The following is a 21,674-nucleotide window of genomic DNA, read 5'->3' as shown; positions in this document are numbered from 1 at the left end:
AGCGTCCACCGCATCCCACCACAACGTTCGTGACGATCGCGAGCGCCCCTCGATCGGGTGAGACGGCAAATTCTATATACTGATTTGCCGTTACGATAAACCGAAATATTTTTACCGCGCTCCCTTGCGTCGTCGGGCAAATCAGTGCCAGGGGCGACGGTCACACCACCTTGCGCGGCGCCGCCGTCTCCGCATTGCCGGTGTTGGGTGTCCCGGTCGGCTCGATCAGGAGCAGATGCACCTCCTCCCGCGCAACAGGACGATGCTCGACGCCTTTCGGCACGATGTACATCTGGCCCTGCCGAAGCGTGACGGTGCCGTCGCGCATCTCGATGTCGAGCACGCCCTTCAGCACGAGGAAGAAGTCATCGGTGTCGTCGTGCTTGTGCCATACGAACTCCCCCTGCACCTTCACGACCATCACATCGCAGGCGTTGAACTGCGCGACGGTGCGCGGTGACCAGTGATCGGAGAAAGTCGACAGCTTTTGCGCGAGATCGATTGCGTCTTTCATGGGACCTCTTCGTGTTGCTCGCAGCGTTGTGCGACGAGCCGTAAGGCGGGTTGAAGCAGCGTAACCCGTTACTAGGCCGAGGTGCCAGGACGTATGCTCACAAGCGCCGGGTTCCGAGGGCGCCCCCTGACGTCCAGCCTTGCCTACTCCATCCGATGAGATAAGAATCAAGGGTGCTGATGAGCGCATGCGGTGTCCATCATGACTGGCTGGATCAGCCTCTGTCGAAGCATCGCCAAAGCCGGGCTTTCCGCTGGTGCGGTCCTGCTCGCAACGTGGCTCACGTTGCACGCGCAACAAGGAACAATAGACAGGTCGGGCGCGCCTGCTGCCTTGGCCGCCTGGGACCATATCGCGGGTGTGCTGCAACATCCGCGCTGCCTGAATTGCCATCAGGAGAATGTACCGCTGCAGGGCGATATGCGGCGCGTACACATTCCTCTCGTTGTGCGGGGGCCGGACAATCACGGCGTCGGTGCCATGCGCTGCGGCAATTGTCACAACGGCAGCGGCAATAACGAAACATCAGGTACGCCCGGTGCGGGCGGTCCGGGGCTCTGGCAACTCGCCCCAAGCTCGATGCTGTGGCAGGGCCTTTCCAGCGGCGATCTCTGCCGCATGCTCAAGGACACCGCACGCAACGGCGGCCGCGACGGCGCCAAGCTGATCGAACATATGGAAAGCGAGCCCCTCGTGCTGTGGGGCTGGAATCCCGGCGGCGACCGCACGCCGGTGCCGATGCCGCATGATGAGTTTGTCAATGAGGTGAAGACCTGGGTGGCCGGTGGCATGACCTGCCCGAGCTGATCCATCCGAAATGAAGGAGAGCCGCATGGTCTCGCTCAACGTCAACGGCCGCATCGTCGATCTCGACGTCAATCCGCGAATGCCCCTGCTCTGGGCGCTCCGCGACTTTGTCGGCCTGACCGGCACCAAGTTTGGCTGCGGCCGCGCGCTTTGCGGCGCCTGCACGGTCCATATCGATGGCCAGGCGGCGCGCGCCTGCTCCATCATGGTCGGCGATGCCGTTGGCAAAACGATCACGACCATTGAAGCGGTATCGGGTCCGGTCGCGGATGCGGTCCGGGCCGCGTGGCAGAAGCTCGACGTCGTGCAGTGCGGCTACTGCCAATCCGGGCAGATCATGTCGGCGATCACGCTCCTGACCGGCAACAGGAAGCCGAACGACGAAGACATCGATCTCGGCATGGAGGGCAATATCTGCCGCTGCGGCACCTATCAGCGCATTCGCGCCGCGATCCACGAAGCCGCAAGCACGCTCGGTTGAGGTGATGCCATGCCCATGATCACCCCCGCATTCAAGCCGTCACGCCGCGATTTTCTGCGCGAGGCCGCCGCGACCATCGGCGTATTCACGCTCGGCACGTTCATTCCGTTCGGCCCCGCGCGCGCCGAAGGGGGCGGACCGGCGCCCGGTCCGTTCGATCCCAACATTTTCCTGCAGATCTCGCCTGACAACACCGTCACGCTGATCAGCAAGCATTTCGAGATGGGCCAGGGTGTCACCACGGGGCTCGCAACGCTGGTCGCCGAGGAGCTCGACGCGGATTGGAGCCAGATGCGCTTCGTCTTCGCGCCGGCGAACGCCGCGCTGTACAACAATCTCCTGTTCGGGCCGGTGCAGGCGACCGGCGGCTCGACCTCGACCGCGGAAGCCTTCACGCAGATGCGCCAGGTCGGTGCGGCAGCACGGGCCATGTTGGTCTCCGCTGCCGCCGCCAAGTGGGGGGTCCCGGCATCAGAGATCGCCATCAGCCAGGGCGTGGTCAGCCAAGGTGCCAACCGGGCGACGCTGGCGGAGCTTGCCGAGGCGGCGATGCGCATGCCGGTGCCGCAGAAGGTCTCGCTGAAGGAGCCGAAGGCCTGGAAGCTGATCGGCACGCATGTGCCGCGCCTCGATTCGGTTGCGAAGACGACTGGCGCAGCCGTCTTCGCGCTGGATGTCCGCCGTCCGGGAATGCTCACGGCAGTGGTGCGGCATCCGGACGTGTTTGGGGCGACCGTTGCTTCCTTCGATGCAACTGACGCCAGGAAGGTCGACGGCGTGGTCGACGTCCAGCAATTGCCGACCGGGGTTGCGGTCTACGCCACCAATACCTGGGCAGCGATCGAAGGCCGCAAGGTGCTGCGCGTCAGCTGGGATACGAGCAAGGCGGAAACCCGCTCCACCGCCCAGATTTTTGACGAGTATCGGGACCTGCTCGCGCAACCCGGCCTGCAGGCGGTCAAGCGTGGCGATGCCTCGGCCGCGCTTGCCAGGGCGGCGAAGATCGTCGAGGCCGAGTTCACGTTTCCCTATCTCGCCCATGCGCCGATGGAGCCGCTGAACTGCACGATGGAGCTTTCCGCCAACGGCGCGGAAATCTGGTCCGGCTGCCAGTTGCAGACCATCGATCAATTCGTCGCCGCGCAAATCCTCGGGCTCAAGCCCGAGCAGGTCAAGATCAACACATTCTTCGGCGGCGGCAGCTTCGGCCGGCGCGGCAATCCGGTTGCCGACTGGGTCGCCGAACTCGCCTTCGCCGCCAAGGCGATCGGCGGGCGCGCGCCCGTGCATCTGGTGTGGACGCGCGAGGACGACATCAAGGGCGGCTTCTACCGGCCGATGGTGCTGCATCGCGTGCGTGCCGGCGTGACCGCGGACGGCGCCATCTCCGGCTGGCAACATCAGCTGGTCTCGAAATCGATCTTCACTGGAACGCCTTTCGAGAGCTCGTCGGTCAAGGAAGGTCTCGATGCCTCGAGCGTCGAAGGAGTTTCCGACACCGACTACGCCATCCCTGATTTCGACGTCCGTCAGCACAATGTCACGACGCCCCTCCCCGTCCTGTGGTGGCGCTCGGTCGGCAATTCGCATACCGCCTTTGCAATGGAAACGGCGATCGACGAACTCGCGGCGCTTGCCGGCAAGGACCCGGTTGCTTTCCGCACCGCCCTGCTGGCCCACGATCCGCGTGACGTGGCCGTCATTCGTCTGGCCGCCGAGAAATCCGGCTGGGGCAGCCCGATTGCGGGCGCCGGCCGCGGGCGCGGCATCGCCTTCCATCACTCGTTCGGCACGCGCATCGCCATGGTTGCGGATGTCACGGTGCATGGAACGACGATCCAGGTCGAGCGGATGGTTGCCGCGGCCGATGTCGGCGTGCCGGTCAATCCGGACGTGATCGCCGCCCAGATCGAGGGAGCAATCGGCTTTGCGCTCTCGATGGTGCTGCGCAACCAGATCACGCTGCGCGGCGGCGTCGTGCAGCAGGGCAATTTCGACGATTACGAGCCGACCCGCATGCGCGAAATGCCGAAGGTCGAAGTGCATATCGTCCCCTCCACCGAGCCGCCGAGCGGGATCGGCGAGCCGGGCGTGCCACCGGTGGCGCCGGCGATCGGCAACGCGGTCGCCGCTGCAACCGGCACGCGGCTTCACGGCCTGCCTCTGGGATTTGCGACCTTGTCTGGTTGAAGCGCGCCATGCATCGCCGAACCGCAATTCGAAGGGTGACCAAGACAGCTAGCTAAACCGCAAAGGGGAAGGCCATGAAAGGCATGTGCCGCGTCGTTGCGACCGCGATGGTGATCGGCGTCTCACCAGCTGCTCATTCAGCGGAAGTCGGGCTTGGGGATTTTGCCGCGCGAACCGAATTGCTGCCGATCCAGACGTTGACGCTCACCGACCAGCAATTCCTCACGGGTGATGCCAACGCCAAGCCGACGACGATCACCGGCCAGCTTCGAATCGCCCAAGGCAACGGCCGGTTGCCGGTGGTCGTGCTGCAGCACGGCTCGGGCGGATTCGCGCCCAACATCGAATACTGGTCGCGCGAGCTCAACGCTGCCGGCATATCGACATTTGCACTTGACGGCTTCTCGGCTCGCGGCCTCACCGAGGTGAACAGCAACCAGGCCCTGCTCGGCCGTCTCAATTTCATCCTCGATATCTATCGCTCGCTCGACGTGCTTGCCGCGCATCCGCGGGTCGACCCGCAACGCATCGCCCTGATGGGCTTCTCGCGCGGTGGGCAGGCGACCCTCTATGCCAGCCTCAAGCGATTCCAGCGGATGTGGAACAAGTCCGGCGTCGAATTTGTCGCCTACGTGCCGTTCTATCCCGATTGCATGACGACCTTCGTCGATGATACCGACATCGAGAAACGGCCGGTGCGCATCTTCGGCGGGACACCCGACGACTACAATCCGCTTTCACGCTGCAAGCCCTACGTCGAGCGGTTGAAGGCGGCGGGTCACGACGTCGAGGTGACGGAGTATCCGAATGCCTCGCACGCTTTCGACAATCCACTCGGGGCTCAGCCCGCAGCGGTGTTTCCGACATACGAGAGCGCGCGCAATTGCCGAATTGAGGAAGGGCCCGGCGGCGTCCTGGTCAATCTCGAAACCAGGCAGCCGTTCAGCTACAAGGATGCTTGTGTCGCACACGGCCCGCATCTCGGACACGATCCCGTCGCCACCGAAGCAGCCACCACGGCCGTCAAGTCGTTCCTGAGAACGGCATTCAAGCTCGATTGATCGGACTTGCAAACGGCACTGCCAACGCGGTGTCAGCTTAGAGGCGATTCCGTTTTGGCCGCGCCCGGCACGCCTCGCGCTCGATACTGGCGGCCACCAGCGGCGCCTCGTCGGCGGCGACCGGCGGCGAAAAGACGAAGCCCTGCACGAGGTCGCAATCGAGCCCGCCGAGCACGTCCACTTCGGCCGGCAGTTCGGCGCCCTCCGCCACGACGGTCATGCCCAGACCGTGCGACAGGGCGATGATGCCGCCCAGCAGTTTGCGTTTCTCCGGCGCAATGGAAATGCCACCCACGAAGGCCCGGTCCACCTTCAGACAGTCGAACGGCAGGCGCGTCAGATAGCCGAGCGATGAATAGCCCGAGCCGAAATCGTCGAGCGCCAACCGGGCGCCCAGACAGGACAAGGCCGTCAGCGTGCGGCTGATCCGCTGCTCGGTGTGATCCACAAACAGGCTTTCGGTCAGTTCCAGGCAGAGCAGCGCCGCCGGAAAGCCGGTCTCCGCCAGCACCGCCGAGACTGTCGTCTCGAAATCCACATTCCAGATCTGCGCCGGCGAGACATTGACCGAGACGGAGCGCGGCGGCAATCCGGCATCCAGCCACGCACGGCCCTGCCGGCAGGCCTCTCGCAGCACCCAGTGGCCGAGGTCGACGATGAGCCCGGAGCTTTCGGCGATGGGGATGAACTCCGCGGGCGAGATCGGCCCGCGCTCGGGATGGGTCCAGCGCAGCAGCGCCTCGAAGCCGGTGACGCGGCCACTCCTCAGGTCCAGCTGCGGCTGGTAATGGGCCTGGAGGGTGCCGGCCTCCACGGCGTTGCGCAGATGCCGGCCGAGATCGAGCCTCTGATCGACCGCCTGCGCATAGACCGGCTCGAACAACTGCGCCCGGCCGCGACCGGCCTCCTTGGCCATGTAGAGCGCCAGGTCGGCGTTGCGCACGGCTGCCTCCGCCGTGGCCCCATGCTCCGGCAGGCGGGCGATGCCGATGGTGGCTCCGACGAAAGCCTCGCCCTCGGGGAGATCAACGGGGACGGACAGCCTGCCGATGAGCCGATTGGCAAGCTCGGTCAGCGCGGCGTCGGACATGCCGCATCCCTCCGCCAGCACCGCGAACTCGTCGCCGCCGAGCCGGGCGATGAACGCTCGCGGCCAAACTCCTGCCGCAGCGCAGCCGCTACCTGGATCAGCAGCTTGTCGCCGGCGGCATGGCCGAGGGAATCATTGACCTCCTTGAAGCGATCGAGGTCGATGAGCAGGAGCGCGCCGCTCCGGCCCTGCAGGGCGCTGCCCTCGATCAGGGTGGCGAGCTGCCGCGTGAACAGCGCGCGATTGGCGAGCCCGGTCAGGGGGTCGCTGTAGGCGAGCTGCTCGAGCTGGCGCTCGGCCTCCTTGCGCTCGGTGACATCCTGCACGGTGCCGATGATGCCGATGACCTTGTCGTGGGCGACCTCCGCCTTGCAGATCACCGCGAGATCGCGGGCTGTGCCGTCCGAGTGCAGGATGCGCAGGTCCGTCGCCTCGGTCCTGCGGGTGCGGAGGACCCTCTTCTGCACGTCGCGGAACCGGTCGGCGTCGCCGCCCAGGAAATACGGCCTTATGTTCTCGTAGGTCGGCTCGAACGTGTCGGGGTCGAAGCCGAGAAGCTGGTAGAGCTCGGGCGCCCAGATCGTGCGGCCCGCGTCCAGCCGATGGCTCCAGGTTCCGATCTTGCCGAGCTGGTGAGCTTCCTCCAGCGCACGCGTGCGCTGGTCGAGCAGCGCCCTGGCCGCCCTGAGCTGGGTGATGTCGCTGGACGTGCCGCGATAGCCGAGAAAGGTGCCATCATCGGCGAAGATGGGTTTGCCGCTGGTGCAGATGCTGACGCGCGACCCGTCCTGGCCGATCAGCGTATAGGTGAAGTCGCGAAAAGGGCGGTGGGCCTCCATGTCGGCCCGGTGCTGCGCCATGGCCTCCGCGTCCTCGGGCGCGTAAGCCAGTTCCCAGCGTGCCCTCCGGCCAGCGGCCACCGTCTGGAAAGCGGCATTGCCGGCGAGCGGCTTGGGATAGGGCAGCAGCCGATGGGCGGCGTCGCTTTCCCAGCACCAGTCCGAGGCGGTGCTGACAAAATCGGCCAGCCGTTGCTCGCTCTCCGCAAGGCGCCGCAGCGTGGAAGTTTCCTCCGTGACGTCGCGGACAATGCCTGACACGCGCCGAACCTGACCGCGCGCGTCGAATTCCGGCTCGCCATGCACCACGCAGTCGAGCACGCGACCATCGGTGCTGCGCAGCCTCGCCTGCACCGCATAAGGCTGCCCCTCCGCCCAGCACGCCGCGTAATGCGCCTCCAGAACCTTCCGGCTTTCAGGCAGGTAGCGTTCTTGCACCGTAGCGATGGAGATGAAGCCGTCGACCGTATCGAAATCGTAGAAGGTGGCGAACTCGGGCGATATCCAGAAATCGGTCGCGGCGGCGCTGTGCGACTCCCAGTAGCCCATGCGGGCCATCCTGATCGCGCTTCGCAGCGACCGTTCCTCATGCCAGCGGCGACGCGCCACGCCCGTGGGGGCCTGCCCTTGCGACAATCTGCGAGCGGCCATCGGTCCCCAACCCAAACGCCAACGTACAATCACGCGGCCAGCACGCTAGCATAGAGCGCGACAACCTTGGAGCGACGGCGGTGACGATCAGAGGTTCGTCCGCATATTTGGTGTAGTTTCCGTGAATTCCGAGACCGGCACCAAATGTGCGGAAGAAGCCGGTATGGATAAGACTTTTTTCGTCGTGGCTGAGTTCAGGTTTCCTGGCAGTCGTCTCGAAACGCTGCCTCAAGACTTCAAATCCAAGCGGCGACCGACAACGCTGCAACCGGACAGAGCCGATCTGCATCACCACTCAGGCCAACAACGGATCAATCAACGGCGATGATGCATCATCAAGCGGCGTGACAATCGAGCGATGTTACGTGACGCAGCGGCCGGCCGGCCGCTGCGGACCGGGTTTCGATCTCGCTCTATTGCAGCCGGGTCGACTTGTGATGCCCATTCATGTCGCAAGGCGCCTCGCCGTTGGCGGCATGCTCCGACAGCAGTTCCTGTTCGGCCTGATACCAGAGCGTATCCATTTGGCCGCTGGGCTCGCCTGCGTTCTTCCAGAGCTCGTAGGCTCGGCTGCGGATTTGCTCCTCGGTCGGACTTGGCATTGGCGGCTCCCTCAATTCAAAAAATCTGTTCTGAGAAATGGAATCGCTGCCGTGTGGGCCACGGCATTATCCCGCCGCCTTCGCCGCGCGGCAAGACCCGGTTCCGTCACGTCGCTCCCGGTTTGTCGGTCCAACTTCCGGGCCGGGGCAAGGTTCCAGGGCAGCGCTCCCCGCGTCAGCGCAGGCTCGCGGTGAAGAAATCGAGCGCAAGGGAGATCGTCTCGGCATGCACGGCATCGCGGTCGATCCCATCAGGGTCGCGGCATGGGGTCCGGACGACGAGGCGCCCTACCACGGTACAGGCGTCGAAGAAGACGAAGTGGCCTGCGCCCGGAAACAGCTTCAGCGTCGCATGCGGGATGGCCTTGCCGAGCACCTCGGCCCCCGAGGCCGGCGGCGCGACCTCGTCGGCACTTCCCGCGACGATAGCGACCGGGATCGAAATCGCACCGAGGCTCTCCGGCGTGAAGGCCGGCACCGGGCCCGGTGCCATCGCGAACACGGCGCGAACGCGCGCGTCGCGCCAGGACTGGCCGGCAAGGCCGTAGCGCTGCCGGTAGTCGGGATCGGCGCCGAGACGCGCCCGGCTCTTCAGGCGCAGTTCCGTCGCGTCCGCCTGCGATGTGCAAAGCGCGTCGGCGGCGGGTGAGCGGCAGAAAGCCTCGGTCCGCTCCGGATCGGTGATGCCGCCGGCGATCGCGATGACCGTGTAGCCGCCGTATGAATGGCCGGCTGCACCGATGCGGCCCAGGTCGATCCGGTCGCCGAAGGCCCTGTCAGAACGCATGGCGTCGATGACCGCGCTGAGATCGACGGCGCGCAGCCACTTCAGTTCGTAACCCTCGACTGTCCTGTCTTCGGATCGATTGTTGCCGGGATGATCGACCGCAACGGTGATGAACCCATGCGCGGCCAGTGCCGCGCCGAGCCAGGCGAGATCCAGCGCGGTGCCGCCAAAGCCATGGGACAGCAGGATCAGCGGGCGCCGTGGTCCCTCCGCCGGCGCCGCATCGGGTGCGGCGCGTCCCGTGCTGACGAACGGGAGGATGCGCGGTCCGATCCATTGCGGCTCTTCGCGCGCGTCGGCCGCGGCGGGATACCAGATCACGGCACGGAGCAGATGCGTCCCGGCACCGCGCCAATCAAACGGCTCGACCGGGACGAAATCGCGCGTGGCGACGCCGACCTTGAAGACGGCGTCCTCGGCGCACGCGACATCGGATGCCGCGAGCAGGATCAGCCACAGCACCAGCAATCCGATCCAGATGGTCCTAATCACCTCCGGCTAACGAGATGCCGCTCCCGGGTTGAGCAGGACCGAGTGACTGCGGCCATAGGCGAAGTAGAGGACGAGGCCGATCGCCAGCCAGATGAAGAGACGCAGCCACGTCGCCAAAGGCAGGAACACCATCAGCATGAGCGAGAACAGCATGCCGAGGATCGGCACGACAGGCACGCCGGGCGTCTTGAACGGACGAGCGACATCCGCATCGCTCCTGCGCAGATAGATCACCGCGCCGCAGACCAGCACGAAGGCGAACAGAGTGCCGATCGACACCATCTCGCCGAGGATGTCGATCGGGGTCAGCGCCGCGACGATGGCCACGATGATCCCGATCAGGAGCTGGCTCTTGTAAGGCGTCCCGAGCGAGGGATGCACGTCGGAGAATATCCTGGGCAGCAGGCCGTCCTTGGCGATCTGGAAGAAGATGCGACTCTGGCCATAGAGCAGCACCAGGATCACCGTGGTGAGGCCGGCGAGCGCGCCGATCTTGATCAGCACCGAGAACCAGGTCAGCCCGATGACATCGACGCCCTTGGCAATCGGATCGGGCACGCCGAGTTCGGTATAGGGCACGAGGCCGGTGACGACGCCGGCGACCGCGATATAGAGGATGGTGCAGATCAACAGCGAGCCGAGAATCCCGATCGGCATGTCGGTCTGCGGGTTCTTGGCCTCCTGGGCGGCGGTCGATACGGCGTCGAAGCCGATGAAGGCGAAGAACACGACCGAGGCGCCGCGCATGATGCCGCTCCAGCCGAACTGACCGAAGGTGCCGGTGTTGTCGGGGATGAAGGGATGCCAGTTGGCCGGCGTGACGTAGCCGACGCCGAGCAGGATGAAGGCGCACACGACGGCGAGCTTGATGCCGACCATGATGTTGTTCAGCCGTGCCGACTCCTTGGTGCCGCCGACCAGCATCGCCGTGAGCAGCAGGACGATGAACGCAGCCGGCAGGTTGATGACGCCTGCGACCATCGTGCCGTCCGGCAGCTTGGACTCGGTCCAGGGCGCCCCGGCAAATTGCGGTGGAATGTTGATGCCGAAATTGCGCAGCAGCGAGGCGATGTAGCCCGACCAGCCGACGGCGACGGTGGACGCGCCCATCGCGTATTCGAGGATGAGATCCCAGCCGATGATCCAGGCGAAGATCTCGCCGAGCGTCGCATAGGTGTAGGTGTAGGTGCTGCCGGAGACCGGCAGCAGCGCGGCGAGCTCGGCGTAGCACAGGCCGACGAAGCAACAGGCGATGCCGCCGACGACGAAGGAGATCATGATGGCGGGGCCGGCATAGTGCGCAGCAGCGGTGCCGGTGAGGACGAAGATGCCGGCGCCGATGATACAACCGATGCCGAGTGCCGTGATGCTCAACGCCCCGAGCGTCTTGCCCAGCGCGTGCTCTCCTGCTTCGGCGATGATGGCGGCGACCGACTTTCGCGTCATCAAACCCAGATCACTCATGGCGACGTCCCCTTTCAGATGTAACCGATATCAGCCTCGCAATCAGAATTAGAGTCTTGCGTCGTAGTATTAGGATGATTGTCCTCACATGCCGGTTAGGCAAGTGCTTTTGTTGGACCTGCTTTGCGGCGTAGCAACAATCACAGCGACGCGTCGGGACAATATACGCGCAGCTGTCGCGACTGGTTCCTTAGCCGGCAGTGACCGTTCCGCTCTTCGCTCGCTTCTGTCGCTTCGGCGTTTCGCTTTCGATCCGGTGAAAGCCATCCGCGTGTTGCGCGAGGGCGACGAGATGCGGTCCGCCCCTCCCTGAAATCGAGTGCCGCACTCGCCGCCAGGGGCCGCAGGTCATCCAGGGCTGCGGGCCAGAACAGATCGAGCTATCCGGCAGCCGCTTCCTTCACGGCGCACCCGGGCGCGTTGCCCTCAGCTGTGCGTATGTTCGCGCACGATGTGTGATGGCGCACGGCTGCAGCGGTGGTGCATACGACCGTATTGCGGTCCCGCTTCGGACGACCGGGACGCTACTCCGCCGCCTGCCGCACGTGGCGCGCGGTCGGGGTGCGCATCGTGACCAGCTCTTCGGCGGCGGTCGGATGCAGCGCGATGGTGGCGTCGAAATCGGCCTTGGTCGCCTTCATCTTCACGGCGATCGCGACCGCCTGGATGGTCTCGGCGGCGCTGTCGCCGACGATGTGACAGCCGAGCACGCGGTCGCTCGTGCCATCCACCACGAGCTTCATCAGCACGCGGGTGTCGCGGCCGGACATCGTCGCCTTGATCGGGCGGAAATCGGTCTTGTAGATATCGACGTGGGAGAACTGCGCCCGCGCCTCTTCCTCCGTGAGCCCGACCGTGCCGACCTCGGGCTGCGAGAACACCGCGGTCGGGATCGTAGCATGATCGACCTCGACCGGGCGCTTGCCGAACACGGTGTCGGCGAAGGCGTGGCCCTCGCGGATCGCGACCGGGGTCAGGTTGGTGCGATGGGTGACGTCGCCGACCGCGTAGATGTTGTCGACCGAGGTCTTCGACCAGCCGTCGACCTGAACGCCGCCATTGGCGGGGTTGATCGCGACGCCGGCGGTTTCGAGCCCGAGATTGGCGACGTTGGGATGCCGGCCGATCGCGAACATCACCTGATCGGAGGCGATGCTCGAGCCGCTCGACAGATGCGTGGTGAAATCACGGCCATGCTTGTCGATCTTGGCGACCGTGCAGCCGGTGATGATGGTGATGCCGCGCTTCTCCATCTCGGCGCGCACGTGCTTGCGCACGTCGTCGTCGAAGCCGCGCAGGATGTTGTCGCCGCGATAGATCACCGTGACGTCGGAGCCGTAGCCGGCGAAGATGCCGGCGAATTCCAGCGCGATGTAGCCGCCGCCCTGGATCACGATCCGCTTCGGCAGCTCTTTCAGGTGAAACGCCTCGTTGGAGGAGATCACGTGCTCGATGCCGGGAACGATCGGCCCATGATTGGGCGCCCCGCCGGTCGCGATCAGGATGTATTTCGCCGTAACCTTCTCGCCGGTCGCGAGACGCAGGGTGTGGGCGTCCTCGAGCACCGCGCGGGTCTTCACCACCGTCGCACCGGACTTCTCGACATTTGTGGTGTAGGCCCGCTCGAGCCGGGCGATCTCCTTGTCCTTGTTGGCAACCAGCGTCGCCCAGTCGAACGAAACCTGGCCGATGCTCCAGCCGAAGCCGGCTGCGTCCGCGATCTCGTCATGAACGTGGCTGCCGATGACGAAGAGCTTCTTGGGCACGCAGCCGCGGATCACGCAGGTGCCGCCCATCCGGTATTCTTCGGCGACCATGACCCGGGCGCCATAGCCGGCGGCGATGCGGGCGGCGCGAACGCCGCCCGAACCGCCACCGATGACAAACAGGTCGACGTCATACTGCGCCATGGCAACCTCTCTTCCGCTCGCCCCGCAAGCGGGGCGAGGCTACGCGACGCGATCAGATATCCTTGCCGCGCTTCTTCATCTCGGCCTTGAACTCGGCATTGACGATCACGCCGAACTGCTGCGCCCAGCGCTGGATATAGGTCAGGGAGTCGGTGATTGCCCGGGGCTCCGCGGTCAAAAGCTTCTGACCCAGCGGCGATTTGTAGAACACCACGAGATCCTTCAGCTCCTGCTCGGTGAACTCCGCGGCGTAGATCTTCGCCATGCCCTCGCCGATCTCGTTCTCGCGGCCGGCCATTTTCTTGGCGACGATCACCGAGACCTCTTCGAGATCCTTCTGATAGTTCAGATATTGCTGCAGCAGACCGGTCTTGGTCTTCTCGATGATGCCGGGAACGGCGCCGGCATACATGGCGGACACGTTCTTCATCGCCAGGATTTCCTTGGCGGCCGCGATCGCCGCGGGCGTCGATTGCTTGACGGCGGGCGCTGCCGGCGCATCAGGCACCCGCTCCTGCGCCATGACAGGCGCAGCCGCAAGTGCCAGTCCGGCCGCCACGCTCGCAGCCGCCAAAAGTCCCGAGAAACGCTTCATTCCAAGTCTCCTTGCTTGCGGCGTCATCGCCGTTCAACAACCCGAATTCCCTGTGCGCCGGCCAGAACGGCGCTCGTGCCAAGCCCGATGAACAGACCGTGCTCGACCACGCCCGGAATCACGCTGAGCAAAGCTGCGAGCCGCGGGGCATCGCCGATCCGGCCGAGATGGGCATCGATGATCCAGTGGCCGCCATCGGTGACGAAAGCGTGACCATCCTTGCCTTGGCGGATGACCATTTCGCCTGACGCGCCTGACTGCGCGAAGGCGCGTGCCATCGCGGCCCTGGTCGCGGCGAGCCCGAACGGAATCACCTCGACGGGCAGCGGGAAGCGGCCGAGCACCTCGACCCATTTGCTCTCGTCCGCGATCACGATCATGCGATCGCTCGCGGCGGCTACGATCTTCTCGCGCAGCAGCGCGCCGCCGCCGCCCTTGATCAGGTTGAGTGCGGGATCGATCTCGTCGGCGCCGTCGACGGTGAGATCGAGATGATCGATGTCGTCGAGCGTGGTCAGCGGCACGCCGCAGCGGATCGCATCCGCGCGGGTCACCTCCGAGGTCGGGACGCCCACGACCTTCAGTCCGGTACGGACCTTCTCGCCGAGCAATTCGACGAAATGCTTGGCGGTCGAACCAGTGCCGAGCCCCAGCTTCATGCCGTCGCGCACCTCTTCGAGCGCGCGTGCCGCCGCCTGGCGTTTCAGTGCATCCATGTCCACGTGCCGACCACGCCCCCCGTCCTGCGCCGCGCCGGGGCCTGCAAATCGGCCCCGCCCGGCGGGCGCATATCTAGCGTCGTTTGGCGGGCAGGAATAGCACCCTCAACGGCGTCCGGGACCGATTTAATGACCGATTCCCGGTCGGATTTTGCGCGAAATGGCACCGATTCCGCATCGAGCGCTCCCGGAGTGGCATCTTCCCTTGCATCGCGGCGTCTCACCCGATAGCGAGGAGCAATGCCCGCCTCTTCTCCCCCCACCATCGTATTCGATCTCGACGGCACGCTGGTTGACACCGCGCCCGATCTGATCAGCGCCCTGAATTACGTGCTCGACCGCGAAGGTCTGCCGCCGGTGCCACTCGCGGCCGCGCGCAACATGATCGGCGCCGGCGCGCGCAAGCTGCTCGAGCGCGGGCTGGAGGTCGAGGGACGCACGGTCAGCACCGGCGAGCTCGATCGCCTGACCAAGGATTTCATCGGTTACTACGCCGATCACATCGCCGACGGCTCGCGGCCGTTCGACGGGCTGGAGGCTGCGCTCGACGTTCTCGCGACGAAGGGCCATCGTCTTGCTGTCTGCACCAACAAGCTGGAATGGCTGTCGAAGCTGCTGCTCGAGCGGCTCGACCTGACAGCGCGTTTTGCGGCGATCTGTGGCCCGGACACGTTCGGTGTCGCCAAGCCGGACCCCGCTTTCCTGCGCGAGACGGTGGCCCGCGCCGGCGGCCGGCTGCCGGCGGCGATCATGGTCGGCGATGCCGGAACCGACGTCGGGGTAGCCCGCCGGGCCGGCGTCCCGGTCGTCGGGGTCGATTTCGGCTATACCGACGTACCGATGCGCGAGCTCAAACCGGACCGGCTGATCAGCCACATGCGCGACCTGCCGGAGGCCGTGACCAGCCTCATTTCCGCCTGAGATCCATCCAAGCAATTGATATTGTTTGGGTCATTTCTCTGCGCAAATATTCCGTTAACCAATCTTTAACGAACAGGGCTGGTGCTGTTGCGCCGATGTTGCGACGCCCCTATGGTCCGGTCGGGGATTGTGGCTGATTGCCGCAGTAGAGTGTGGATCATGCGTCGAGTTATCGCGATTGCGGTCGCCGGACTGAGTCTGGGCGGCTGCTCCTCCGTTTCTTGGGATTCCTTCAAATCCGCTCCGCCGCCGATGCAGGTCCAGCTGGACTCCGCACCGCAGGGCGCGGATGCCGTGACGTCGATCGGACCGGGCTGCAAGACGCCCTGCTCGGTATCGATCCCGACGCCGGAAGCCGGTTTCTCCGTCACATTCAACATGCCGAAGTTCCAGCCGATCACGGTGCCGGTGACGGTGACGCGCACGCCGGGCGACTTCACGTCGCCCACGACGACGGTGCTCGACCCGAGCCCGGTGTTCGCGGAACTTCAGCCCGCCGGCCCGCCGCCGCGTGCACCGCACAAGCCGATGCGACCGAAGAAGAAGCGGAAGCCGAAGCCGGCCGCCGCAGCGCCGGCAGCGGATCCGAACGCTGCGCCGCCGCCCGCCGCGGCTGCGCCAGCTGCGCCGCCGCCACCGCCTCCACCTCCGGCTGCGGCGCCGACGCGCTAGCCTCCGCTCGTTTCACATGATTGCACTGCACAAGAGCCCGGCCACCAGCCGGGCTCTTCGCTTTTTGTCGAGTCACCTGGCCGATCATGATCTCAGATCGCGCGATGTCCCTCACCTATCGCGCGAGATGTGCATTGCATGTTGCGGATCATCCTCAAGGATGCATTGTGAGCACGCGGCAACATGCATAGATTGTGACTGGTCGGAGCCGGTCGCGGCTCCGTCGGGGAACAGCTTCAAGGGTCCGGGTTGAATGAACGCATCCACAGAAGCGCTGACTGACACGCTGCTCCGTCCGATGATCGATCCGTTCGGCCGGACGATCCGCTATCTGCGCGTCTCGGTCACCGACCGCTGCGACCTGCGCTGCTTCTACTGCATGTCCGAAGACATGACCTTCCTGCCGAAAGCCGATCTGCTGACCCTTGAAGAGCTCGATCGGCTCTGCTCTGCCTTCATCACAAAGGGCGTGCGCAAGATCCGCCTCACCGGCGGCGAGCCGTTGGTTCGCCGCAACGTGATGGGCCTGGTGCGCTCGCTGTCGCGCCATCTGTCGAGCGGCGCGCTCGACGAGCTGACGCTGACCACCAACGGCTCGCAGCTCGCGCGCTTCGCCCGGGAACTCGCGGACTGCGGCGTGCGCCGCGTCAACGTCTCGCTCGACACGCTCGATGCGCAGAAGTTCCGCGCCATCACCCGCTGGGGCGACATCGACAAGGTCCTCGCGGGGATCGAGGCGGCAAGGGCTGCCGGCCTCGCGGTCAAGATCAACGCCGTCGTGCTGAAGAACATGAACGAGGACGAGATCCCCGCGCTGATGCAATGGGCTCATGGCAAGGGGATGGGTCTGACCCTGATCGAGGTGATGCCGATGGGCGACATCGGCGAGGGCCGGATCGATCAATATGTGCCGCTGTCGCTGCTGCGCGCGCGACTCGAGCAGCACTACACGCTGACCGATCTCGACGACAACACCGGCGGCCCGGCGCGCTATGTCCGCGTCGCCGAGACCGGCGGCAAGCTCGGCTTCATCACGCCGATGACCCACAATTTCTGTGAATCCTGCAACCGGGTGCGCATCACCTGCACCGGCACGCTGCACACCTGTCTCGGCCATGAGGATGCCTCCGATCTGCGCCGGCCGCTACGCGCCTCCGACGACAACGATCTGCTCTCGGCCGCGATCGACCGCGCGATCGGGCTGAAGCCGAAGGGGCACGATTTCATCATCGACCGCCGCCACAACCGGCCGAGCGTCAGCCGCCACATGAGCGTGACCGGCGGCTGATCCGGCTGCCGCGTGAATCATCCCTCGTCTTCTCCATGAGGGACAAATAGTACACCACCCAGCTCTCCCCGACGCCGTCCCATGCCCCGATTTACCAAGCGGGGACAACGGCTTGGCTATAAGTCAATTTGCCCATTTTCCGATTGACGGCTTACCTTCGCGCTGATTTGGTGCCCCGGCTTTCACGCCAGCCCGGTCGGATAGGCCGCTGCCCCCCGACAGGCGCAGCCAATAACGGCGGAAGCGGATTTCGGGGAGGACGAGTGTTTGCAACTGCTCCTGGAAAGTGAGCCGTGGCTCTGCGCGCACTGGCGCGGCGGCCTGATGATGCTTGGCAGATTATTCGGCACGCGCGGCGCGCGGCCGCGGAGACCGTGATGCGTCCTTTGTTGGCTCTCAGTAAAGCCATCGACCAGCTCAACGAGAAGATCGGCAACATCTGCAACCTGCTCGTACTGATCGCCTGCCTGGTCAGCGCGGGCAACGCCATGATCCGTTACGCCTTCAGCTATTCCTCGAACGGCTGGCTCGAGGCGCAATGGTACATGTTCGCGATCCTCGTGATGTTCGGCGCCTCCTACACCTTCAAGCGCAACGAGCATGTGCGCGTCGAGATCCTCTATCTGATGCTGTCCGAACGCGGCCAGCTCTGGCTCGACCTGATCGGCACGCTGTTCTTCCTGATTCCGGCCTGCCTGCTGCTCGCCTACCTGTCCTGGCCATTCTTCTACCAGGCCTACGCGGTCGGCGAGATGAGCGGCAATGCCGGCGGCCTGCTGCGCTGGCCAATCAAATTCGTTATCCCGTCCGGCTTCGTGATGCTGGCGTTGCAAGGCGTCTCAGAGGTGATCAAGCGGATCGCCGCGCTGCAGGGCTATGTGACGATCGACGCGAAGTACGAGAGGCCGACGCAATGACCATTACGCTGGAGATGATGCCGCCCCTGATGTTCGGCGGCCTGATCGTTGCGATGCTGATTGGCTATCCGGTGGCGTTCACGCTCGCCGCGGTGGGCCTGTCGTTCGGCTTCCTCGCCATTCACCTCGGCTTCTTCGACCTCAACTTCCTGCAGGCGATCCCGGGCCGCATCTTCGGCAGCGTGCTCTCCAACGAGCTGTTGCTCGCGATCCCGTTCTTCACCTTCATGGGCGCGATCCTGGAGCGGTGCGGGCTCGCCGAGGACATGCTGGATTCGATGGGCCAGTTGTTCGGCCCTATCAGGGGCGGCCTCGGCTATTCCGTGATCATCGTCGGCTTCATCCTCGGCGCCATCACCGGCACGGTGGCGGCGCAGGTCATCGCCATGGCGCTGATCTCGATGCCGGTGATGATCCGCTACGGCTACAACATCCGCTACATCACGGGCGTGCTGGCGGCGTCCGGCACGATCACCCAGCTGGTGCCGCCGTCGCTGGTCCTGATCGTGCTCGCCGACCAGCTCGGCAAGTCGGTCGGCGACATGTATCTCGGCGCCTGGGGTCCGTCGGTGTTCCAGATCCTGCTGTTCGCCGGCTACACCTTCGTGCTCGGCATCTTCAAGCCGAGCCATGTCCCGGCGGTGCCGAAGGAAGCACGCACGCTGACCGGCTGGGCCCTGTGGAAGAAGTGCCTGCTCGGCATCATCCCCTCTGCGGTGCTGATCTTCGTCGTGCTCGGCACCATGATGATGGGGCTTGCGACCCCGACCGAAGCCGGCGCCATGGGCGCCGTCGGCGCGATCGTGCTCGCGGCGATCCATCACAAGGGCTTCAGCTCGAATGGCCAGAAGATCCTGATCGTCGGCGTCATCACGGCCGGCGTCGGCACCATCATGGCGATGCTGTTCACCGAGGCGAACATCGTCTTCAAGATCTGCTTTGCGATCACCTATCTTGCAGTCGCATGGATCTGCATCGAGGCCGTGAAGATCCCGGACCTGCGGGACCTGATCAGGCAGGGCTACGAGACCACCATGCGCATCACCTGCATGGTCACCTTCATCCTGATCGGATCGACCTGTTTCTCGGTGGTGTTCCTCGGCGTGTCCGGCGGCACCTGGCTGGAGCATCACCTGACGTCGCTGCCCGGCGGCGTCTGGGGCTTCCTGATCTTCATCAACCTCTTCATCTTCTTCCTGGCGTTCTTCCTCGATTTCTTCGAGATCGCCTTCATCATCCTGCCGATGATCGCGCCGATCGCGCAGAAGGTGCTTGCGCCGGTGGTCGGCCCCGACGCGGCGCTGATCTGGTTCGGCGTGATGCTCTGCGTCAACATGCAGACCTCGTTCCTGCATCCGCCGTTCGGTTTCGCGCTCTTCTACCTGCGCGGCGTCGCGCCGAAGGACGTCAAGAGCTCGGACATCTATTGGGGTGCGATGCCCTGGATCGGCCTGCAGGCGATCATGGTGATCCTGGTGATCGCCTTCCCGATCACCGTCACCGGGCTGCTCGAGAAGCCGGCGAATGTCGATCTCGACAAGGTCAAGATCGAGGTGCCGCAGATCGACCTGCCGCCGCTCGATTTCGGCCAGCCCAAGCAGTAGCGGACGCCACGAGCGCTGCGGCCATCCTCACGACGCCGCGGCCGGCTCGGCCCCGGCGAGGTGGAAGCTGAGCGTGAACTGCGCGCCGCCCTTGGGCAGGTTTTCCACCGCGACGGTCGCTGCGTGGTCGTCGACCACGCCCTGTACGATGGACAATCCGAGCCCCGCGCCGTCGGTGCGCCGCCGGTCGCCGCGCCAGAAGCGCTGGAAGATCAGGCTCTGCTCGGCGACCGGAATGCCCGGCCCGCAATCGCGCACCCGCACCGAGCCGTCCTCGCGCACCTCGACGTCCACCGAGGTGTCATCCGCGGTGTACTTGATGGCATTCTCGGCGAGATTGAAGATGGCGCGCTGCAGCATCTCTGCATTGCCCCTGACCCGCACCGGCTCCTCGGTGCCGCGCAGCGCGATATCCTTCTGCCGGGCCAGCGCATAGGGAGCGATCGAGCCGACCACCTCGGCACACACCGCGCGCAGATCGGCGGTCTCGCCGGGATCGAGCACCAGCGTGTCGAGCTCGGCGATCTCGAGCAGCTGGTTCACGATCCGGCTCATGCTCTCGATGTCGGCATGCAGCGCCTCGGACCCCTTGCCCCGATCGAGCGTCTCGATCCTGGTACGCAGGATCGCCAGCGGCGTGCGGAGCTGATGGGCCGCGTCGGCTGTGAACTGGCGCTGCACCCGATAGCCGTCCTCGAGCCGGTCGAAGGCCTGGTTGACCGCGGTCACCAGCGGCACGATTTCGCTCGGTAGTCCTGTTGTCGGTAATCTGATACCAGTTCGTGCCGGCCCGATGTTCCTGGCCTCTTCCGAAGCCCGCAGCAGCGGCGCCACCGCGCGTCGGAAGATCACGATATCGGTGGCCAGCAGGAGCAGCAGGACCGGGATCGTGATCCAGCCGACCCGCCGGAAGAAGTTGGCGACGATGTCGTCGGTGATGACGTCACGATGCGACAGGTCCTCGGCGACGTGGATGCGCATCGCGTCGCCGCCGACGTCCCTGGTCACGCTTGCGCCCGCGATCGTATCCGACGGCGCCTGCTTTGTGCCGGGGCTATGCGACGAAAACAGCACGTGTCCGTCGGCGTCGTAGATGTCGTAGCGGTAGCGGCCATAGGCCTCGGAATAGAGGTCCTTCAGACTCTCGGGCAGGTTGAGCACCACCTTGCCGTCCGGACCGATGGCGAGCTTCTCGCCGAGCACGTCGGCCTGGTCGCGCATCGCCTCGCGATGGAGCTGGTCGATCTCCGAATTCAGCAGCCAGAGCAGCGAGAGCGGCAGGAAGACCGCCGCGATCGTCACCGCGACGATATGCAGGAACACGATTCGCGAGGTCAGCGACGCGAAGCGGAACACGCGATCTCTCCGGTCATTTTTCCTCGGCCATCAGGTAGCCGACGCCGCGGATGGTGTGGATCATGATCCTGGCATTGTATTCGGCGAGCAGCTTGCGCAGGCGCGACACGTAGACCTCGACGGCGTTCGAGGCGACCTCGCCGGACAGCCCGAAAATGTGGTCCTCGACGTTCTTCTTCGGTACGACACGGCCCTGCCGCCGCAGCAGGATTTCGAGCACCGAGGTCTCGCGGGCGGAGAACACCCGCGGGATGCTGTCGATGAAGACCTGGCGGCTTTCGGTGTCGTAAATCAGATTGGCGAGGTTGAGCGAGGAGCCGAGCAACTGGCCGGGGCGACGCAGGATCGCCTCCAGCCGCGCCACCAGCTCTTCAAGCGCGAATGGCTTCGCCAGATAGTCGTCGGCGCCGCTGCGCAGTCCGTTGACCCGGTCCTGAAGTCCGTTCCGCGCGGTCAGCACCAGCACGGGCAACGGGTCCGTCTTGCGGCGGAGCTCGGTCAGCACCGAGAGGCCGTCGCCGTCGGGGAGGCCGAGATCGAGGATCATGGCAGCATAGTTGACGCTGCGCAGCGCATCGCGCGCCTCGGCAACGCCGTGGACAATGTCGGCCGTATATCCCGCCGCCATCAATCCGTTGGCGAGCAGGCGCGACAATTCCACGTTGTCCTCGACGATCAGAAGGCGCATTGCAACAAACCTGTCATCTTCCGGGC

Annotated in this window: 20 protein-coding genes; 9 read left to right on the top strand and 11 right to left on the bottom strand. The window is 65.1% G+C overall.

Translation table 11 applies throughout. The annotated features are described in order from the left end of the window. Positions 1–160: 160 nt before the first annotated feature. On the bottom strand, positions 161–514 hold the full coding sequence (locus JQ586_RS31440) for a cupin domain-containing protein (RefSeq protein WP_212398515.1): 354 nt from the start codon (positions 512–514) through the stop codon (positions 161–163). Positions 515–715: 201 nt separating this feature from the next. Here JQ586_RS31440 and JQ586_RS31435 point away from each other — a divergent pair, with 201 nt between their 5' ends. The 4 genes from JQ586_RS31435 to JQ586_RS31420 all read left to right on the top strand — a co-directional run bounded on the left by JQ586_RS31435 (position 716) and on the right by JQ586_RS31420 (position 5,053). Beyond that, complete coding sequence (locus JQ586_RS31435) at positions 716–1,321, top strand: hypothetical protein (protein ID WP_212398514.1); 606 nt, start codon at positions 716–718, stop codon at positions 1,319–1,321. Positions 1,322–1,346: 25 nt separating this feature from the next. Further along, positions 1,347–1,802: a (2Fe-2S)-binding protein gene (locus JQ586_RS31430; RefSeq protein WP_212398513.1), complete on the top strand. Its 456-nt coding sequence runs from the start codon at positions 1,347–1,349 to the stop codon at positions 1,800–1,802. A 9-nt stretch (positions 1,803–1,811) separates the two neighbouring features. Then, positions 1,812–3,992: a xanthine dehydrogenase family protein molybdopterin-binding subunit gene (locus JQ586_RS31425; RefSeq protein WP_212398512.1), complete on the top strand. Its 2,181-nt coding sequence runs from the start codon at positions 1,812–1,814 to the stop codon at positions 3,990–3,992. A gap of 74 nt (positions 3,993–4,066) precedes the next feature. Further along, entirely contained in the window at positions 4,067–5,053 is a 987-nt protein-coding gene (locus JQ586_RS31420; RefSeq protein WP_212398511.1) for a dienelactone hydrolase family protein, read from the top strand. Positions 5,054–5,090: 37 nt separating this feature from the next. On the opposite strand, the gene JQ586_RS40735 is transcribed toward JQ586_RS31420, so the two are convergent. From JQ586_RS40735 to rpiA, 8 genes are all read right to left on the bottom strand, one after another. Further along, positions 5,091–6,143 (bottom strand): bifunctional diguanylate cyclase/phosphodiesterase, encoded by a 1,053-nt coding sequence (locus tag JQ586_RS40735; protein ID WP_283815500.1) that lies wholly within the window; start codon positions 6,141–6,143, stop codon positions 5,091–5,093. Then, positions 6,125–7,531, bottom strand: a complete 1,407-nt coding sequence (locus JQ586_RS41200) for a diguanylate cyclase domain-containing protein (protein WP_283815499.1) — start codon at positions 7,529–7,531, stop codon at positions 6,125–6,127. The genes JQ586_RS40735 and JQ586_RS41200 overlap by 19 nt, the downstream gene beginning before the upstream one ends. A 515-nt stretch (positions 7,532–8,046) precedes the next feature. Further along, positions 8,047–8,235, bottom strand: a complete 189-nt coding sequence (locus tag JQ586_RS31410) for a DUF2934 domain-containing protein (protein WP_212398510.1) — start codon at positions 8,233–8,235, stop codon at positions 8,047–8,049. Between the two features lie 175 nt (positions 8,236–8,410). Beyond that, positions 8,411–9,514 carry an alpha/beta fold hydrolase gene (locus JQ586_RS31405; RefSeq protein WP_212398509.1) on the bottom strand — a complete coding sequence of 368 codons (1,104 nt, stop codon included), beginning with the start codon at positions 9,512–9,514 and terminating at the stop codon, positions 8,411–8,413. A 6-nt stretch (positions 9,515–9,520) separates the two neighbouring features. Next, the gene (locus tag JQ586_RS31400; RefSeq protein WP_212398508.1) at positions 9,521–10,978 is read right to left on the bottom strand and encodes an amino acid permease; all 1,458 of its coding nucleotides are present in this window, start codon (positions 10,976–10,978) and stop codon (positions 9,521–9,523) included. Between the two features lie 524 nt (positions 10,979–11,502). Further along, positions 11,503–12,888 (bottom strand): glutathione-disulfide reductase, encoded by a 1,386-nt coding sequence (gene gor, locus JQ586_RS31395; protein ID WP_212398507.1) that lies wholly within the window; start codon positions 12,886–12,888, stop codon positions 11,503–11,505. Between the two features lie 52 nt (positions 12,889–12,940). Further along, the gene (locus JQ586_RS31390) at positions 12,941–13,483 is read right to left on the bottom strand and encodes a DUF2059 domain-containing protein (RefSeq protein WP_212398506.1); all 543 of its coding nucleotides are present in this window, start codon (positions 13,481–13,483) and stop codon (positions 12,941–12,943) included. 23 nt (positions 13,484–13,506) lie between these two features. After that, positions 13,507–14,205, bottom strand: coding sequence for a ribose-5-phosphate isomerase RpiA (gene rpiA, locus JQ586_RS31385; protein WP_212398505.1), 699 nt, complete (start codon positions 14,203–14,205; stop codon positions 13,507–13,509). Positions 14,206–14,442: 237 nt separating this feature from the next. Here rpiA and JQ586_RS31380 point away from each other — a divergent pair, with 237 nt between their 5' ends. The 5 genes from JQ586_RS31380 (at position 14,443) to JQ586_RS31360 (ending at position 19,604) form a co-directional block, all read left to right on the top strand. Next, positions 14,443–15,123: an HAD-IA family hydrolase gene (locus tag JQ586_RS31380; protein WP_212398504.1), complete on the top strand. Its 681-nt coding sequence runs from the start codon at positions 14,443–14,445 to the stop codon at positions 15,121–15,123. Between the two features lie 159 nt (positions 15,124–15,282). After that, positions 15,283–15,795, top strand: a complete 513-nt coding sequence (locus JQ586_RS31375) for a hypothetical protein (RefSeq protein WP_212398503.1) — start codon at positions 15,283–15,285, stop codon at positions 15,793–15,795. 253 nt (positions 15,796–16,048) lie between these two features. Beyond that, positions 16,049–17,083: a GTP 3',8-cyclase MoaA gene (moaA, locus tag JQ586_RS31370; RefSeq protein WP_212398502.1), complete on the top strand. Its 1,035-nt coding sequence runs from the start codon at positions 16,049–16,051 to the stop codon at positions 17,081–17,083. Between the two features lie 377 nt (positions 17,084–17,460). Continuing rightward, positions 17,461–18,000, top strand: a complete 540-nt coding sequence (locus tag JQ586_RS31365) for a TRAP transporter small permease subunit (RefSeq protein ID WP_212398501.1) — start codon at positions 17,461–17,463, stop codon at positions 17,998–18,000. Further along, positions 17,997–19,604 (top strand): TRAP transporter large permease subunit, encoded by a 1,608-nt coding sequence (locus tag JQ586_RS31360; protein WP_212398500.1) that lies wholly within the window; start codon positions 17,997–17,999, stop codon positions 19,602–19,604. Before JQ586_RS31365 ends, JQ586_RS31360 begins: the two co-directional genes overlap by 4 nt. A gap of 27 nt (positions 19,605–19,631) precedes the next feature. On the opposite strand, the gene JQ586_RS31355 is transcribed toward JQ586_RS31360, so the two are convergent. After that, positions 19,632–20,960 carry a HAMP domain-containing sensor histidine kinase gene (locus JQ586_RS31355; RefSeq protein WP_212398499.1) on the bottom strand — a complete coding sequence of 443 codons (1,329 nt, stop codon included), beginning with the start codon at positions 20,958–20,960 and terminating at the stop codon, positions 19,632–19,634. 13 nt (positions 20,961–20,973) lie between these two features. Further along, positions 20,974–21,648 carry a response regulator transcription factor gene (locus JQ586_RS31350; RefSeq protein WP_212398498.1) on the bottom strand — a complete coding sequence of 225 codons (675 nt, stop codon included), beginning with the start codon at positions 21,646–21,648 and terminating at the stop codon, positions 20,974–20,976. Positions 21,649–21,674 lie beyond the last annotated feature (26 nt).

Source organism: Bradyrhizobium jicamae (assembly GCF_018130215.1).
Taxonomy (GTDB): domain Bacteria; phylum Pseudomonadota; class Alphaproteobacteria; order Rhizobiales; family Xanthobacteraceae; genus Bradyrhizobium; species Bradyrhizobium jicamae_A.
Note: the sequence above shows the minus strand (reverse complement) of the source record. Positions and strands in the feature narration are given on the sequence as shown.

Bases quoted from the DNA above. Each gene is read 5' to 3' on its own strand.
- JQ586_RS31440 (WP_212398515.1), bottom strand. From the start codon at position 514: ATGAAAGACGCAATCGATCTCGCGCAAAAGCTGTCGACTTTCTCCGAT.
- JQ586_RS31435 (WP_212398514.1), top strand. From the start codon at position 716: ATGACTGGCTGGATCAGCCTCTGTCGAAGCATCGCCAAAGCCGGGCTT.
- JQ586_RS31430 (WP_212398513.1), top strand. From the start codon at position 1,347: ATGGTCTCGCTCAACGTCAACGGCCGCATCGTCGATCTCGACGTCAAT.
- JQ586_RS31425 (WP_212398512.1), top strand. From the start codon at position 1,812: ATGCCCATGATCACCCCCGCATTCAAGCCGTCACGCCGCGATTTTCTG.
- JQ586_RS31420 (WP_212398511.1), top strand. From the start codon at position 4,067: ATGAAAGGCATGTGCCGCGTCGTTGCGACCGCGATGGTGATCGGCGTC.
- JQ586_RS40735 (WP_283815500.1), bottom strand. From the start codon at position 6,143: ATGTCCGACGCCGCGCTGACCGAGCTTGCCAATCGGCTCATCGGCAGG.
- JQ586_RS41200 (WP_283815499.1), bottom strand. From the start codon at position 7,531: ATGGGCTACTGGGAGTCGCACAGCGCCGCCGCGACCGATTTCTGGATA.
- JQ586_RS31410 (WP_212398510.1), bottom strand. From the start codon at position 8,235: ATGCCAAGTCCGACCGAGGAGCAAATCCGCAGCCGAGCCTACGAGCTC.
- JQ586_RS31400 (WP_212398508.1), bottom strand. From the start codon at position 10,978: ATGAGTGATCTGGGTTTGATGACGCGAAAGTCGGTCGCCGCCATCATC.
- gor (WP_212398507.1), bottom strand. From the start codon at position 12,888: ATGGCGCAGTATGACGTCGACCTGTTTGTCATCGGTGGCGGTTCGGGC.
- JQ586_RS31390 (WP_212398506.1), bottom strand. From the start codon at position 13,483: ATGAAGCGTTTCTCGGGACTTTTGGCGGCTGCGAGCGTGGCGGCCGGA.
- JQ586_RS31380 (WP_212398504.1), top strand. From the start codon at position 14,443: ATGCCCGCCTCTTCTCCCCCCACCATCGTATTCGATCTCGACGGCACG.
- JQ586_RS31375 (WP_212398503.1), top strand. From the start codon at position 15,283: ATGCGTCGAGTTATCGCGATTGCGGTCGCCGGACTGAGTCTGGGCGGC.
- moaA (WP_212398502.1), top strand. From the start codon at position 16,049: ATGAACGCATCCACAGAAGCGCTGACTGACACGCTGCTCCGTCCGATG.
- JQ586_RS31365 (WP_212398501.1), top strand. From the start codon at position 17,461: ATGCGTCCTTTGTTGGCTCTCAGTAAAGCCATCGACCAGCTCAACGAG.
- JQ586_RS31360 (WP_212398500.1), top strand. From the start codon at position 17,997: ATGACCATTACGCTGGAGATGATGCCGCCCCTGATGTTCGGCGGCCTG.
- JQ586_RS31350 (WP_212398498.1), bottom strand. From the start codon at position 21,648: ATGCGCCTTCTGATCGTCGAGGACAACGTGGAATTGTCGCGCCTGCTC.